This window comes from Amphibacillus sediminis NBRC 103570, assembly GCF_001552275.1.
Lineage (GTDB): Bacteria > Bacillota > Bacilli > Bacillales > Amphibacillaceae > Amphibacillus_B > Amphibacillus_B sediminis.
In genome coordinates this window covers 141,852-157,835 of the sequence record NZ_BCQW01000004.1, presented here as the reverse complement: position 1 = coordinate 157,835, position 15,984 = coordinate 141,852, and the positions used below count along the sequence as shown (strand labels likewise).

Annotated in this window: 13 protein-coding genes and 3 pseudogenes; 5 read left to right on the top strand and 11 right to left on the bottom strand. The window is 38.1% G+C overall.

Going from position 1 to position 15,984, the window contains the following annotated elements; translation table 11 throughout:
- Positions 1–219 precede the first annotated feature (219 nt).
- Positions 220–330: pseudogene (locus ASE01S_RS16465) on the top strand (LPxTATN C-terminal sorting signal domain); the annotation flags it as partial.
- Positions 331–604: 274 nt separating this feature from the next.
- Here the strand turns inward: ASE01S_RS16465 and ASE01S_RS05045 are convergent.
- The 9 genes and pseudogenes from ASE01S_RS05045 to ASE01S_RS05010 all read right to left on the bottom strand — a co-directional run bounded on the left by ASE01S_RS05045 (position 605) and on the right by ASE01S_RS05010 (position 9,981).
- The gene (locus ASE01S_RS05045) at positions 605–2,857 is read right to left on the bottom strand and encodes an immunoglobulin-like domain-containing protein (protein WP_067839266.1); all 2,253 of its coding nucleotides are present in this window, start codon (positions 2,855–2,857) and stop codon (positions 605–607) included.
- An 809-nt stretch (positions 2,858–3,666) separates the two neighbouring features.
- The gene (locus ASE01S_RS05040; RefSeq protein WP_067839263.1) at positions 3,667–4,374 is read right to left on the bottom strand and encodes an FAD-dependent oxidoreductase; all 708 of its coding nucleotides are present in this window, start codon (positions 4,372–4,374) and stop codon (positions 3,667–3,669) included.
- A gap of 52 nt (positions 4,375–4,426) precedes the next feature.
- Entirely contained in the window at positions 4,427–4,798 is a 372-nt protein-coding gene (locus tag ASE01S_RS05035; protein ID WP_067839260.1) for an iron chaperone, read from the bottom strand.
- 133 nt (positions 4,799–4,931) lie between these two features.
- Positions 4,932–5,321, bottom strand: a complete 390-nt coding sequence (locus tag ASE01S_RS05030) for an SRPBCC family protein (RefSeq protein ID WP_067839257.1) — start codon at positions 5,319–5,321, stop codon at positions 4,932–4,934.
- Between the two features lie 3 nt (positions 5,322–5,324).
- On the bottom strand, positions 5,325–5,645 hold the full coding sequence (locus tag ASE01S_RS05025; protein WP_067839254.1) for an ArsR/SmtB family transcription factor: 321 nt from the start codon (positions 5,643–5,645) through the stop codon (positions 5,325–5,327).
- Between the two features lie 375 nt (positions 5,646–6,020).
- Positions 6,021–6,119, bottom strand: a pseudogene (locus tag ASE01S_RS15730) (DUF1203 domain-containing protein); the annotation flags it as partial.
- A 130-nt stretch (positions 6,120–6,249) separates the two neighbouring features.
- Positions 6,250–7,782: a SulP family inorganic anion transporter gene (locus ASE01S_RS05020; RefSeq protein ID WP_067839251.1), complete on the bottom strand. Its 1,533-nt coding sequence runs from the start codon at positions 7,780–7,782 to the stop codon at positions 6,250–6,252.
- 12 nt (positions 7,783–7,794) lie between these two features.
- Complete coding sequence (locus tag ASE01S_RS05015) at positions 7,795–8,457, bottom strand: cysteine hydrolase family protein (protein WP_067839249.1); 663 nt, start codon at positions 8,455–8,457, stop codon at positions 7,795–7,797.
- A 3-nt stretch (positions 8,458–8,460) separates the two neighbouring features.
- A complete protein-coding gene (locus ASE01S_RS05010; protein ID WP_067839246.1) occupies positions 8,461–9,981 on the bottom strand; it encodes a xanthine permease in 1,521 nt (506 codons plus the stop codon).
- A 267-nt stretch (positions 9,982–10,248) separates the two neighbouring features.
- Here ASE01S_RS05010 and ASE01S_RS16460 point away from each other — a divergent pair.
- Positions 10,249–10,562, top strand: a pseudogene (locus tag ASE01S_RS16460) (LytTR family DNA-binding domain-containing protein).
- A 108-nt stretch (positions 10,563–10,670) separates the two neighbouring features.
- On the opposite strand, the gene ASE01S_RS05005 reads toward ASE01S_RS16460, so the two are convergent.
- Positions 10,671–11,651 (bottom strand): MerR family transcriptional regulator, encoded by a 981-nt coding sequence (locus tag ASE01S_RS05005; RefSeq protein WP_067839242.1) that lies wholly within the window; start codon positions 11,649–11,651, stop codon positions 10,671–10,673.
- 178 nt (positions 11,652–11,829) lie between these two features.
- Positions 11,830–12,759 carry an AraC family transcriptional regulator gene (locus ASE01S_RS05000; RefSeq protein WP_067839239.1) on the bottom strand — a complete coding sequence of 310 codons (930 nt, stop codon included), beginning with the start codon at positions 12,757–12,759 and terminating at the stop codon, positions 11,830–11,832.
- Positions 12,760–13,220: 461 nt separating this feature from the next.
- Between ASE01S_RS05000 and ASE01S_RS04995 the strand changes: the two genes are divergently transcribed.
- From ASE01S_RS04995 to phnE, 3 genes are all read left to right on the top strand, one after another.
- Complete coding sequence (locus ASE01S_RS04995) at positions 13,221–14,297, top strand: PhnD/SsuA/transferrin family substrate-binding protein (protein WP_067839237.1); 1,077 nt, start codon at positions 13,221–13,223, stop codon at positions 14,295–14,297.
- Positions 14,298–14,393: 96 nt separating this feature from the next.
- Positions 14,394–15,176: a phosphonate ABC transporter ATP-binding protein gene (phnC, locus tag ASE01S_RS04990; RefSeq protein ID WP_067839234.1), complete on the top strand. Its 783-nt coding sequence runs from the start codon at positions 14,394–14,396 to the stop codon at positions 15,174–15,176.
- Positions 15,169–15,984 carry a phosphonate ABC transporter, permease protein PhnE gene (phnE, locus tag ASE01S_RS04985; protein ID WP_067839231.1) on the top strand — a complete coding sequence of 272 codons (816 nt, stop codon included), beginning with the start codon at positions 15,169–15,171 and terminating at the stop codon, positions 15,982–15,984. Before phnC ends, phnE begins: the two co-directional genes overlap by 8 nt.

Here is a 15,984-nt window from a genome sequence, read left to right as displayed (position 1 = left end):
CAACACAATCTGGTAAGCTACAATAGAGAATAGCCAATTTGCGAGCTAATTCTTTATACCTGTTAAATTCGGCAGTAATTTTCTAAATATCTAAGCTTTCATTAACTTCTTTAAAGTTTACGGTGAATTGAAGGTGGGAATAGTAAATCAGGGAACCTGTCTGGATCTAATGATTCGATCGAAGAAGATACTGATGATAATGGATAACATCTCCCAAATACAGCAACTTCTATGTATAATTACATGCTAATAAGTATAGCCTTGCTAACTATTGGTGTCGCTTTATTATTTGTAAATAAAAGGCGTCAAATTAAAGAGGGATTAAAATAAACGGTACAAGCTCTTTGTTGAGGTAAATCCTATACTCAACTCACCTATTATAGTTCTGATGGATCGGTGAAATATAACATCCCCTTACACAACTCTTGACTCGTTGTAAGGGGATGTTAATGTTGGTGATATTTAATTTCGACCGTCCATAAAAAAAGAAATGAAAAGGATTTTACCACTATCTTCAAGGACTACTGAAGAAGGTAAAAAGAAGTTCTTCAAGCATTATGCCTTATTTTTAAGCTTTCTTCTATTAAAATACCTCTGAACCCTATCATTTAGCCTGTTGTCTTCTTCGTGCTGTGTAATGATAAAACAAAAGGATACCGCCACTTACCAGTAACAACAAACCGGCAGTAAGCAGATTAAAATGCGAGGATGCTGTATTCGGCAGTTGTTTTCCAGCTTCTGTTATATCGATAACCTTTTCCTGCATATCTTGTTCACTATCATCATCGTCTATGAAATCCACTCCTGCTGTTGTTTCGACAAAAACCCCATACGTCGAAAAATGAGGAACGTCTAATGTAATGGTTTGCTGTTCTGCATTCACTGTACCGCCCCGGTAATCCCATTTACCGTTCTGTAAATAATAAATTGCCACACGATCTGAATCTACACTTTCCTCATAAGAAAAGGTCAGAGTAAAAGGATCCGATTCGTCAGGACCTATCCCATCCCCATATGAAAAATGAAAGGATAAGGCGGGGCCAACATTTCTAAGTCCTTCTTGTTTAGGTCCCGCATATTCCTCAATACGTAAACGTGTACCTGATGGTAAGCTCGCCGGCATACGTAACCATACATCTCCAACATCAAGACCAACAATGCGGTAAGTTAGTCCAGGTAATACAACTTTATCTTCATTCAAGCTTATAGTAGCTTCTTCAACGTGGAAAGTGGCAGTTTCTTGTACAGGTCCGTAGCTAGCAGAGATTTGAACATTCCCATCGGCATGAAAGGTAATCTTTCCAGCCTCATCCACAGTCGCAATCGTCTCATCACTACTCGTATATGAGAACGAATGTGTCGTTATATCTGGTATCACACCATCTTCATATATCGGATTCGCCTCAAGAACATGCGTATCACCAACAGACCATTGCTTAGATTCTGTATTCAGCTGCACGCCCAAAATGTCAACCACACGGACATCCCGCTCAAGAATTGTTTTGTTTCCTGCTCTATCGCTTACTGAATAGGTGAGCGTGTACTTACCTGGTACTTCCGTATCTAAGACACCAGCTACCATAATTGAGCTCGAAAGATCCCCATCCACAGCATCATTCGCAGTAGCTCCGGGATCGACGAATGTACTTCCACGTTCAAGGGATATCGATGGTTCTCCTTTAAGCGTCATCACTGGTTTGTCCTTATCAATATGACTGATTTCTATCGTAGCTACGGCCGTATTCCCTGCTTCGTCACTGGCAAAAACACTGTATGTACCATTCTCTGAGACAGTAATGGTATTACCAGCAAAAACCGTTCCATTATCATCATTTAAAAACCATGCTTCTGTTTGAGAGCCCTCCGCCCATTTTTTCGTATCGATTGCCCCATTATCTGTAACGTTCGCAGTGATCGTCACATCTTGATTAGTCCATGTCGACGGGGCAGCACTCAAATCAATCGTTGGTGCTGTTTGGTCAATCCATATATGCACATTCCGAACACCGCTCCCTTCTTCAGACATCCGGCTTTGTAGCACATAACGACCTTCTTGATCAAATTCGATAACATTTGTAAAATTCGCCCAAGCGCTCCAATTTCCATCAGGTGTTTGGATGCGGTATTCAGCGTTGCCTGCTCCATTGTAACAAGACCCACCTTGTAATATTGCCGAGACATTCTGCTTCCAACTTTCATCGGCATCAGCTGGTGTCATCTCTATTTCGGGTGGGATACATGAAACGACCTGACCTTCGTAGACATACAAATCAGGATGCAAATAGATCGCCGGGGCGACCACAGCTGGTGTAAACCCTACTGTAGCATCTACGGCGGAAATTAACCAATTTCTAATATTACGAGATCGTACATTTATAATATTGATGTCATAATCCGAAGCGGCTGTCAGAGTGTAATAATCATGAGCGGGATTTAACCGATTTAAGATGATCGTTTCATTTAATTCTGCCTCATCACGACTAGGTAGCCCTATTTTTGCTGAGGCTCCCCCCCACGTGCTTGTCTGTATCCAATCTGTATTGCTTAATTGGTTGAGATATGTGACATTTAGCCAATTAGCAACAGTTAGTGGATCATTCAGATCAAAGCTCGTATTTACATTAACTGGGCTCCCCGAATTGTAATAGTGTCTGCTGATTTCGCTGTCTGTCCTCATGAACAAACCTTGCGGCTGACTAGCCATGGATTGCAAATAGACCCACTCTCTATCGCTATACGTGACGAGATCACCAGGGTTTAGATCAGAAATCGTTTCAGTACTAGCTTTCATGACTGTAGGAAAATACAAGGAAAAAAGTAGACAGAAAATAATAATACTAGATAAAATCCTATTCATTAATGCAACTCCTTAAAACTAACTTTTTTTACTTATTATATCATTATGTTGTAAAATAATCTTTTTTTATTTGTAAATGATGATCTTTCACACTACTAATTATTTTCCGCAAATTATGACACCAATTTTCACTTACCAGAAAGTTTTATCTACTCTTTTGCTCTTGAAAGCAATGGAACTAAGTCGGCTGATTCCCAGTTATTCACCCTTCTGGATTTACAAAATATTACGGAGTTCATACCGTGCGAGAGGAAATAATTAAGAGAAAAGATTAGCAGTGCAATGACTTTTGTGTGTAGACATCACACGTATAGTGACTGAAACTCCATCAGATTGATATAGTAATGAGGCTTACGAGAGAGGTATTTGACACGAATGCAACAACTGTGGTAAGGGATAAAAGGATATTGGACAAAAAGAAAAAGACTGAAACACTATTTGTTCCAGACCGAAATTTAAACTGATAGTTGATTGAACATTCTATTGAATAGAGGTTGAGGGCATCGTTATCTGCTCACTATTTTTTCCTTGCTTTCTCTAATGTACTAACAGCAGAGGCACACCGTTGGATAAGGCATGGGTATAGTCACGATAATACCGCTACGTTTTCACTTTTCTTCATCTAAACTACTATCCACTATCCTTTCTTACTTTAGTTTAATTTATGTTAAGTAGTAGTTGATAAAATGATAAGCCTCTATGTGTTCAATGTTTTTCTATCTTGCACGAGTAATTAGTCTTACCAAATCCCTAACTTAGTTTTTTCGTAATTATCCATCTATTATCATTTGCTAATTTTGATGAGTAAACTAATACCCGTAAAAGGCATCTTTTTTAATCTTCTGTTTTGGAATATTTTTATTTTTTAAATAGGCTGTAATCGAATCTACCATTGACTTCGGTCCTGCTATCAAGTATTTACCAGTATTCTCACTTAAGGTGGTAAACGTATCTATCTCCTGATATAACTCATCCCTTGATTCAAGGTAAGTTACACTTATAGAGGGACTATTTGCGATTGCGTCAAGTTCATCTTTGAATAAATATGACTGTTTACGATCCAGATAGAGTAGATGTATTGGCTGCTCGATCCCATTTCCTTCCGCCACGATTTGTTTCATGATTGATCGAAAAGGTGTGATTCCAATTCCACCTGCAATCAGAAGAGTAGGACTGTTATTTTTTAGATAAAATGACCCTACAGGCCCGGCCATTTTTACTTTCATTCCCGGTTCCAGTTCTAACATGGCTTGTTTAAACTCACTTGGATTTGCACTAATGCGCATCGTAATTCTAACCGTATCTTCTGTGGGGGCTGATGCCACAGTCAATGCTCGTGTATTGTTTTTTATTTTCTTATGAGTAATCGTAAACAAACCATGTTGTCCAGCTTTCCAGCTTAAATTATCCTCTTTTTCAAATAGGAAAGTATAAACATCTTCTGATTCTTTGTAGCCTTCTATAAGCATTAGCTCTCTCTTTTTAAATATTGATAATGTATCCTGTAAAAAGCTCATTTTACTACTCCTTTTTAGCTTCTTTTATAGCCCTTGTAAAGTTTTATCGGGGCTATTTCCTCCAAAAGGTCGTACAATCCAACTTATCTTTAATATTAAAGTCAATCATTTTCTCAAGTAGGTCATAGTCAACTGGACTTTTCCAAGGGATACGGATTAACTCCTTTGTGTAGTCATAGCCAGCCTTCAATATACCATTCTCTACATGAGTAATCGCTACACTTTCAGGAGCGACAGCTAAGTGCTTTTTAGATACGCTAAAGCCAATAATATATGTGCCATGATCGGTAAACATTGGTTGCTTCCATTTAATTTCCTTTTGTAAATGTGGATATTTAGTCATTATCCATGTAAACACTTCTTCTGTTCTTTCTCGGTGAAACGGGTCATCGATTCCCGCTAAATATTCAACAAAAACATCCATGTCATACCCTCCAATATTAATGTCACTTTCATTAAGTTTCTTAAACCTCTAGATATAATCAAAAAAATCCGGAGCTATTTACAGTTTTCTATACGTTCGCGTAATACTAAATACTTCAAAGGGTTTGGTTATCTTATATTTCCTCTAACTCTTTCTTAAGGGTGTCTACCATATGAGCCCAACCATATTTTGCACCATTGAACGCTTGATTTTCTTTTTCAAATCCGGATTGTTCAAGATGTAAGTAGGTTGTTTCACCCTCTTGTTTTAACGTCCAAGTGACTACAGTATTTATTGGGCCACCTACCCATGTATAAGATAACTTGTTAGGTTTGTCCACGACCAATACTTCACTATCTACAATCAAATCGATTTCCTGATTTCGAAACTGACATTTGTAACCTACTATTGGTTTAAAATTGTTTTCCATTACCCATTTTGCAAGTGTATCTGAATTTGTTAAGGCGTCCCATACCTTATTGATTGGTTGCTTAAATTGAAAATTTAATGATAAATCTGCCATTATCTATTCCTCCAAAATATTCTTTAGTAAAGCCGCTCTTTCATTCCAAAACTTCTCATAATAGGATAACCAATCTTTCACTTCCTCTAACGGAGCTGGATTTAGACGATACCTTGTTTCTCTCCCCATTTTACGGTTAGTTACTAAATCCGCATCTTTAAGGATAGTCAAATGTTTAGAAACTGCCGTACGACCTATTTTAAATTGTGCAGTCAGTTCATGAAGAGGTAACTCTTCTGCACCTGCCAACAAACGGATTAATTTACGTCTGGTTGGATCGGCAATAGCTACAAAAACATCATGCTTTTGGTCAGTATTATTCAAAATCCTCCCTCCTTCTATAATTAGACACCAATTAGTGTCCTAATTATACGACACTAATTGGTGTCCAGTCAACTTATATTTTCAGACTAAAAAACCCGGAAAGCGCGAACGTTTATTTCCGCGAAAACCGGATTTGAATTGGAAATGCTTATCCACTACCTAGAACACACCATTTAATTGACCACAAGACGAAGTTTTCTTTGAGCAATTCCCGATCAATTCCAAACTTTCCTCTGGAATTCAGATCCTTAGATAGATGAATATCTATGGTTCATCGGTGCTTGTCCGTTCAGTATCTATAATTTAAAATGGACAGAAGTCATTGCTAGTTCAGCAGCTATTATTTGAGAACACACAGTAGGCGAATTATAAATATCATTCTACACGCTTTTTAACAAGGAAGTTATAGCATCCTGGTTTAGCGTTATGAATGTGAATATACTCTACTTCTTTATTATCAAAAATTTCATCTATCATTTATCATATTAACGGCGCTATTGAATCAACTGTGCACTAACAATAGAATCGATTTACTTTCCTTGTAAGCATCTTCAAGTAAATGTCAATATCAGTTATGTCGAGGTACATCCCTCCCCCTCCTAATCTAATGAGGTAATTGGTCTTTTTCTGTTGGATGACGATAATAGTGAAAAGCAAACAACCCGATTGACATTGATAAATACCCAAGTGCAGCACTACTTCCTGTACCAAGACCTATTTCTGCTGCATGAATAAATCCAAAAAACGCGAGTGCTGCTGTGATTAAACTATAAGTGGCTGCTCGATTAAACTGCTTATCGATTAAAAAGATGACAATAGTAATCAATAGCATTGAAACTAAAATATCTGAAGCACCAAGTGTTTGCCAGCCTTCATAATAGACACCATTATCTCCGAGCAATTCAAACCCAACTTCAGCCGCGGTTGTTCCTGCTGCATTTAAAGCATTATCTATTTGCAAAATAACATAGCTTGCAATAAATGGCATTAAGCCTAAGATCATTGCTGGTACATGTTTTGGATCAGCTGTTGTGAAGGCTTGCGTCCCTATTGTCATTGCAATGTAGACTAAGATAGGTAATAAAGCAACCAGTGGAATAATAGACATAAAGATTGGCAATAAACCAACAAATGCAATCACCATTACACCTATACCTGTAGCTAATGAATAGCCGATCCGCGCTCCAGCCTTTTTCCAGCCAGGGTGGCCAATATAAATAATAGTCGGGTAAGGACTTCCCAAAGTAGAACCAAGCATTGTTAATAAACCTGGAATTAATAAGGTTAATGTTGTTGGATATTTATCGCCTTCCACTTCAGCACTTTCGATATTATCTAAGCTTTCCAAAAAGTCGTAGATAGCTAAAGGGATAGCTGCTGCTAAAAATGGAGATAAATATGCGAACCCTTCAATTAGACGCCCCAAAGCCAAGGACGGAAACGAAATTGAAAATCCACTTGCTGCTTCTTGAACATTTGCTATGTCCATATAACCCGTTACCCAAGCCAGTAACATCCCGATAATAATTGCTAGTAAACCAGCAGGGATATTACCCGGTAGTTTTTTGTGCGCAATCCAACCACCTAACACAATAGCAAGCGTTAGCAGCCCAATATATGGTGTACTATAGATGGCGCCCATTGGATTCATTGCGATAAAGGTTAACGCAATACCCGCTAATGAGCCCAGCAATGCTGCCCGTGGAATGTACTTTTGAATAAATGGTCCGACAAATGCACCTAAGGTCATAATAATTCCTTGCACTAAGTTCCAAGCAATGCCAGTCGACCAAGCAATTACCCAATCCTGTGTTTGAGCATAAACAGGCAACATAACACCAAAAGCAACGATAAAGTAGTGTGGGACACTAAGGCCGTAGGGTAAGGCGGTCATATCTGATTTACCAATTTCTATAGATTTACGGCGTGTTTGAATAGCAAATATAATGCCGCCCAATCCAATCGCAACAGCTGTACCCGGCACAATACTGCCATAAATAATGTCATTCGGCATATTAATGGCTGCTAGCAAGCCGATTGCTGCCAAAAAGTTAGTTAGAACATTACTAAATAAACCAAAAAATCCATTTGTATCGCCCTTGACGAACCAAGGTGTGCTTTTTGTTTTTGCTGACATAATCATTCCTCCTTAGTTCAACGTCTCAAATAAGCTTGCTGATCGGGTTGTCCATCCGAAAATACCACCTTGCTGATTAATCATTCGAATGGAATCATCGTGGTCTTTTGTGTCAAATGCCGCACAACAGTCCTCTAGCATTAAGCATTCATAGCCACGATCATTTGCTTCTCGAATGGTTGTTTGCACACAAACGTGCGTCGTGACACCTGCAACAAGTAAAGTTTCAATGTTCTTATTTTTTAAAATAATTTCAAAATCAGTTTGGTAAAATGCCCCTTTACCTGGTTTATCAAGTACGACTTCTCCCTCTATCGGTTGGAGCTCATCTACAATATCATGTCCATATTCACCACGCACAAGTATTCTTCCCATTGGTCCTTGTTCACCAATATTTCCACCTCGGCGTTGTTTGCTTGGTGGGACGTCAGAAAGATCTGGTCGATGACCTTCACGTGTGTGAACGACAAACAACGCTTTCTCACGCGCTTTATCTAGTACTTTTTTTACTGTTGGAATGATTGCATTTGTTGTTGAAACATCATTACCTAGCTTTTCTCCAAAACCACCTGGATAAAGAAAATCCCGTTGCATATCGATTATGATTAGTGCGGTCTTATCTAAATCGAATGTGAAATTATAAGGCTTGGCTTTTACTGAATATTGTCTACTCATCCTTTATTCCTCCATTTGTTGTTTTCTAAATATATAAGTTACGATTAAAATTAAACTAATAATCAAATAGCTTATAGACATTTCAAGTCCAACTCCTAGACCAACTGATTCTGTATGGATAATACCAAAGAACGATAGAATCGCTCCTGCAAACGTAGCGATGGCAGCTAAATTAAACTTCTGATCAATAATGAACGACAAAATACTAGCCCATACCATACCAATTAATATGGCTCCAGATCCTAAAGTGATAAGACCACTAAATTCCAGACCAGTAGCTGATATAGCTTCATATCCTAATGTTTCTGCATCAGTACCTGCAGCTGAAAGAACATTTCCAATAATATTGGCTCCCCAATCTGCTAGCCAAGGGATAATCGCGAGGATAACCGCAGGTGCATATTTTCTCTCTACTTGTTGAAACGCTTGAGCACCAATAATCAATCCAATATAGATCAGAATTGGTAAAATCGCTTCTAGAGGAATGACCGTCAATAATAACGAAATTAAACCTAACCATGTCATTAACAAAACAGCTAATCCTGTAGCCCAGGTATAACCAATCCTTGCTCCAGCATCTTTCCATCCGGCATGTCCAATGAAAACGGCAGTGGGGAAAGGACTACCGAATATACTAGCCAAAATACTAGTCGACCCATCAGATATCATAGCTACTGAAGTATTATAAGCATCACCCGCTACTTCAGCGCTTTCAATGTTATCAATGGTTTCAAACATGTTATAAATCCCTAAGGGAATAGCTGAGATAATAAACGGTGCAGCCTGAGCAAAACCATTCACGATACGATGAATTGAAAAGGTCGGTATAGATATCTGAATATCACTGGCAGAAGCTAACATAGTTGAAAAATCCATATAGCCTGTTACCCAGCCAATTAGTGCCCCACTCAATATGGCAACCAATCCAACAGGGATATGAAATGGGAACCTAATTTTCCCGAACCAGCCTAAAAGAATAATAATAAAGGAAACCAAGCCTACATATGGCAAATCAAAAGTTTGCATTGCTGGTGACATAGCAATAAACGTAATCGATGCACCGGCTAAAGAGCCAAGCATAGCAGCTCTTGGAAGCAAATCTCTAATTTTTTGTCCTATTAATGAGCCGAGTATTTCTATCACGCCTTCAATGAATCCCCACGCTAACCCGGCGGACCATGCCAGATATGGATCGTTCGTTTCCCTAAATACGGGCCCCATTATTAAAAACACGATTAAAAACATGTGCGGGACACTTGTTCCAGATGGTAGCGCAGTAACCGTATCTCTTTGTTGTTTTTTTGCTAAATAATAAGCCATCCAGCTATATATCAAACTACTTGCAAAAATAGAAAGTCCAACTGCTGGCAGTATTGCTCCGAAAATAATATGTACAGGTATGCCTATCCCTAAAAGCAAACCTGCCATGACAAGTAAATTTGTTAAGTTGTTCGTAAATAATCCAAAGAATCCATCAATATCTGATTTCTGCCATAGCTTAACTTTCTTGTTAAGCGTTTTCATTTTTATCCCTCCCTTATAAGATAATTATACGAAACAACCCAATATCTTTCTATTTGCCTATGAGCAGATAATATCAAACCATCACTTCATAATCATTGTATAAACATGATGAAAAAATTAAATGTTTTTGTCATGTTTATATAATCATCTCTTTTTTTAATGCCACTTCGATAAAATATTACCACCGTAAAAGTCGTATCATTATTATTTTCAGCCAATGAAAAAAAGCGACATGGTATTGATGTGCCATGTCGGTACTAACATAATATTCAGTATTATAGCTTTCTTAATGAATACCTCTATTTTCATACTGAGAATGATCATATTATGGCTGTAACAGAAATGGATTCATATATTTTAAAAGAAAAATTATATGAGCTAGAGGCCAGACTCCCATCTAAAAAATTTGTCGCATTTCAAAATCTGTTATCGCTAATGTGAATCAATTGATCCGTTTTAAAGTATCGTTTAATGATACACTCTGCGTTTACTTCAAATCCGGAAAGAAAGACTATGTGTCTCGGACCTATATCCCTGCAATTAAAGAAGCTCTAAAATGGAATAGGAGGAAAGCAGAATGAAAAAATTTATAATCCATAGTTGGTGTAGGCCTGATCATATTAAAATAACTTTATTATCGCAATTCTTTATCAAAGATTGTATTTTTTCATTATAGTTTGTCAATTTGCTTATATATTATCTTTCAGCTTTATAGGAAAATATCTTTGCATTTGTTTATAACCCAGTCCTTTTTCTATGTCTTTATAGGCAATATCCTTTCCATCTTCATATAAATAAGGCATATTGAACATAACATCGCGACCATGATCAAGCTCAAAATTTGTGTTTTCAATCCATCGGCGAACCTTATCTTCGACTTTTTGTATGCTCTCATTATCTTCGTCAATACTGACTGCCATAGCATATAAGCCGCCCTGAAAATCGAACAATTTAAAAGGGCTTAGATCCGCATTAGTAACACCATCTATAACGGCACATATCCATTCGGCTTTGTCATCTTTAAATAGCAAAAAATCAAAACAGTCGAAAATCACATTTTTATATAAATGTACATGCTGCCACAATTGATACATGTATCCACCGTTTTTAAACATATCCTCCCATGATTGTTCACCCACTGTCACCGCTCTAAATTCCGGGATCCTGATGACCATTATATCAGGGATTTTTTTATCTAATTTTTCCGTTATTTCAATCAAGCGGTTTATATTGGCGGGCTTGCCGATACAGTCAATGCTTATCAATTGTGTTTCAATCTCTTTAGCCTTGTTATACAGCAGTTTTATGTCGGAGTTATCTGAAAAGTTTACTTGTTCGATTTCACGTATAAAATCCAGCACGATTTCCTTCAGCTCATACAAAAGTGCAACCTCGTCGTCTATGCTCTGAACTTTTTTCCCTAGCACTTCCAAGACTACATTGGTACCGGAAGTGTTAAAAACACGTTGAATGTCTTTTATACTGATATTTAACTTGCGTAAAATGAGTATTTGCTCAAGCCGCCTAACAGCTTTTTCATCATACATTCTGTATGCGTAGTCATCACTTCGGGTACTAGATAGCAATCCCATATCCTCATAATAACGCAGTGTACGAGCTGTAATATCATATTTTCTTGACACATCTTTGATTTTGATTAGGTTGCTCATTAGTTTTGACCTCTTTTCAAATAATTGGATATAATCTTAGTATAAAGTATTACCCAAAGGAAGAGTCAAGAGAGTAATATTATTTACTGTCGAAAAAAATAGACATACTCCACCATTAAGGTCATAACTCTTTTCCTAAAAAAAAGATCGCTCTAGTGATCTTTTGAATATAGAATTTTTATGACATCTCTACATCTTTCATCGGAACAGGAATAACCCATATTTCCATATAAGCTACGTCCAGCGTGGCCTTATAATATTTCTCTGCTGAAAAAGGCTGTGTCGTCAGATCTCGATTCGCCAACCATGTTCCAAAGAGGTAATTCATGGCTTTACCTAACGCATAAGTAGTTAGCTCGGAAAAACTCTCCGCTTCAAAACAGCATACCACATACTCACCTGCAGGTAATTCCCATGTAATAAGCTCTCCACTAGCAGATGTGTTTGGTTTCACTGCGCCACCAACAAAATAAGTAAACGTTCCATCCGCTGCTTCGCCCATCATAGACATGCCTAATTCTATACCGCCCGCTAGTAAATTGGGAATATCCGCTTTGCGGCTGTGGAATGAATCCCATAACTGACCGGGTACATCGATGCCAGTTGTTTCACCTACTGGCACTTGGGATATGGGTACCTGAGCGGAAAGTCCGACATAGGTTTCGGCCACGTCCAGCTTCCTGCGCGTGATTTCCAGAACAATGCTATCGGTAATCAGTGGTACATCTTCATCAATCATCTTATAATTGAGCAACAGTTCTGGCTTGGAAATTTGATTGAGTCGGACGGGATCAGAACGGTATTCTTCCGGAGTTATCCCATACGCATCTTTAAATGCGCGTGTAAAGGTTTCATGCGAAGAAAATCCAAAGTCCAAAGCTATATCTATAATCCGCTTGTTCTTATCAGACAATACTTCAGACGCTCTTGCCAGACGACGAAGCTTTATATATTCGTTCACCGGCCTTTTTACCAATCGCTTAAATAAGCGCTGAAAATAAAACTGCGAAAGCGCCGCCATATTCGCGAGAGTTTCAATCTTAATTTCTTCAGACACCTTTTCTTCAATATAATCGACTGTTTTTTGTATTTGTTCCCATGCGTGCATCATAAGCACCTCCTTATCAATAAGATAGCATGGATTTATACAATGCGCTTGACCGCCAATGCCCTATTAAAAAAGCTGTAGTAAAACTTATTTTTCAATTCTTATTATTTAAGTTGCAGACATATTGATTAGCATAATATACGCTTGCTCACGCAGTAGATAAACTGCTTCAATCATATATACACTACCTAGAAAAAGTATGGTATTATCTCAGTTTTACTTTACTCAATCATGGTATTGAGAGATTTTACTCCAAAAAACGCAAAAAACACTTGAAAAACTATTTTACGTTATTTTTACAAAAAACGAACGTTCACTTAATAGTTCCGTAATACTATTAAAGTGTTAACATACAACTGAATGAACCACGGCATTGACAACTGGTTTATTTAACAAACACAAGTACTTTGAGAGATTAACATCTTAATAGGCGCTTAAACTTATCATACGAGGTGAAAGAAATGAAGAAAGTTTGGTTTTTATTATTAGCAGTCGTGTTTGCGACAGTGCTAGTAGCTTGCGGGAATAGCGAAGACACTAGCTCTGCGGATGAGACAAATAATGCAACAAATGAAAACGACGTAACAGAAGAAGCAAATACAGAAATTGATAAGCTATCAGTTGGGTTTGTTCCATCAAGAGACCCAGAAGAAATTATTACAGCAACAGAACCACTTAAAGCATTGTTGCAAGAAGAACTAGCAGGCTTAGGCTTTGATGTTGGTGAAGTTGACATTACTGTTGGTACAAATTATGAAGCTGTTGGTGAAGCATTATCTGCTGGTACAACAGATATTGGCCTCATTCCAGGTGGAACTTATGTTCTTTATGATGATGGTGCAGAAGTTTTACTCACATCTACTCGCGCGGGCTTAAGCATTGATTCAGAAGATCCAGCTGATTGGAATGACAATAAACCGACAGAACCAACAGAAGAGCAAGTGACTTACTACCGTTCATTAATAATTGCAGGTCCATCTGCGAAAGGACAAGAACTAGCAGAAAAAGTGAATAACGGTGAAGAACTTACATTTGAAGATTTAAATAGTGCATCATGGGCCGTTATGACTTCTTCATCATCTGCTGGCTACATTTATCCAACCCTATGGCTACAAGATAACTATGGTCAGAAAATTACCGACTTAGATAACTTAGTGCAGGTTGATTCTTACGGAAGTGCTTTTGCAAGGCTAGCAGCAGAACAAGTGGATATTCTAGTATCATATGCAGATGCTAGACGCGACAATGAAGAAGCATGGCAAGGTGAATTTGAACGCAAAAATAGCATTTGGGATGAAACAAATGTCGTTGGCGTCACAGCTGGAATATACAATGACACCATCAGCGCAAGCAAAAACTCAGAAAAAATGACAGATGAACTTAAAGCAGCTGTTCAGCAAGCTTTTATCAACATCGCTGAAACTGATGAAGGTAAAGAAGTCATATCTATCTATAGTCATGAAGGTTACCAAGAAGCACAAGATTCAGATTATGACAAAGAAAGAGACGCACAAGTCATCCTTCAAGAAGCAAACTAAATAGCTACTGTGATAAAAGAGATGAGAACATCACCTAGGTGTTCTCATTTTCTCTCACTCAAAAAATAGTTTAGAAAAATAGATTGGAGTTTTACCATGATTGAGTTTATAAACGTAGAAAAAACCTATCCGAACGATGTTAAAGCCTTACAACATATTAATTTAAAAATCAATAAAGGGGAATTTGTGGCCGTTATTGGACTATCAGGAGCAGGCAAATCAACGTTAATTCGCTGTATTAATCGCATGCATGACATTTCAGGTGGCCGGCTAATTGTGGATGGTGTAGATGTAGGAAGATTGGGTGGAAAAGAAATACGACGCTTTCGTCGCAATATCGGGATGATCTTTCAATCCTTTAATCTCGTCACACGGACAACTGTTTTGAAAAACGTTCTTGCCTCCTTTGTACCTGAATTATCTTTTGGTCGCAAACTAACTGGCATGTTTTCGAAAGAACAGAAATTAAAAGCTTTGACCGCACTTGATCAGGTCGGTATTTTAGACAAAGCCTACGTCCGGGTTAATCAGTTATCCGGTGGCCAGCAACAACGCGTCGCATTAGCACGGACACTTGCACAGAACCCTGATATTATCCTAGCTGATGAACCTATTGCTTCTTTAGATCCCGTTACATCAAAAGTCGTGATGGATGATTTCAAAAGAATTAATCAAGAGATGGAAATCTCTGTTATCATGAATATTCATCATGTTGAAATTGCTTTAGAATACGCGCACCGTATTATTGGTGTTCGGGACGGCCAGATTGTTTACGATGGGAAAGCTCACGATGTCACGCAACAAACGTTAGATTTAATTTATAAGGGCAGTAGTGAAGAGGTTTTGGAGCCGATCGAAAGGAAAGAAGCTTATGTATGATCGTATTTTCCCCCCAAAGAAACTGGTCTTACCTAACGGGAAAGTCGTATTAGAAAAAAAGTCACGCACACCAATGGTTATGCTTTTAATTCTATTTGGAATCGTCTTATCCATAGAGCTGACAGGTTTTGATCTTATGCAATTGCTGAAACGTTGGAAAGAATTCTTTGTCATTGTAGATCAAATGATTCCACCGAAATGGTCCCACTTCGAGCAAATATGGGAGCCATTAATGGATACCATTAAGATGTCACTATTAGGCTCACTGCTAGGGGCATTAGCTGCTGTTCCTGTTGCCTACTTTGCATCATCAAATATCGTCAAAAACAAAGCGATTAATGGGACTGCGCGAGTTTTGCTTAGTCTACTAAGAACGTTGCCATCACTAGTCTCAGCGCTAATTGCCACCTTTGTTTTTGGTTTAGGAACATTTGCTGGAACGGTCGCGATCTTTTTATTCACACTATCTTATGTGGGTAAATTACTTTACGAGCAAATTGAGAATGTTAGCATGGAATCATTTGAAGCGATGGAGTCATTAGGACTGACGAAGATGCAAGCCTTTCAACAAGCCATCATACCTGAAGTTTTACCAAACTATTTGTCTACAGCTCTGTTTTGTTTTGAAGGTAACGTTCGTTATGCTGCGATTTTAGGCTATGTTGGCGCAGGCGGGATCGGAATACTATTGAATGAAGGCTTAGGCTGGCGGGACTATGCCAGTGTAGGGATGATTTTATTCGTACTTGCTATCACTGTTTTTTTAATTGAAACAGTAAGTGAATATTTTAGGAAAAAGTTGATATAG